General features: G+C 64.5%; 1 protein-coding gene. It reads right to left on the bottom strand.

The genetic code is table 11. The features are described from left to right. Window positions 1–132: 132 nt before the first annotated feature. Window positions 133–400 (bottom strand): GNAT family N-acetyltransferase (locus EN850_RS33940; RefSeq protein WP_210238017.1); only part of this gene is annotated, 268 nt, incomplete at its 5' end.

Below are 400 nucleotides of genomic sequence, written 5' to 3'. Positions count from 1 at the left end.
AGCAACACGGGAAGCGCGACGCGCATCGGGGGCATCTCGAAGGGGGGACAGGCCATTGTAGGAATGGCCAGGGAGTGTGCTGATTCAGTTTGCTTATATCGGCCGTGCAGCGGGGCATGACACCCGCTGCCCTCAGGCGGCTGCCCGCACCATCTGCTGGTACACCAACCCGTTGAACTCGCCGACATCACCGTCCAGCACGAAGCCATAGCGCAGGTAGGTAGGCACTGCGTTGAGCGAGGCGCGCACGGTCAGCACCGGTGTGCGCAGGTGCGGCAGCACGGCTTCGAACAGGGCATGGCCGATGCCCTGGCCCTGGTAGCCGCGAACAGGTAGATCTCCTGGCCCTGGCTGGCACGCCAGCCGCTGGTCAGGTCGAAGTTCTCCTGCTTGATGTCCA

Origin of the sequence: Mesorhizobium sp. M8A.F.Ca.ET.207.01.1.1, from assembly GCF_004794715.1 — a bacterium.
GTDB lineage: Bacteria > Pseudomonadota > Alphaproteobacteria > Rhizobiales > Rhizobiaceae > Mesorhizobium.
This window is presented reverse-complemented; position numbering and strand designations above follow the sequence as displayed.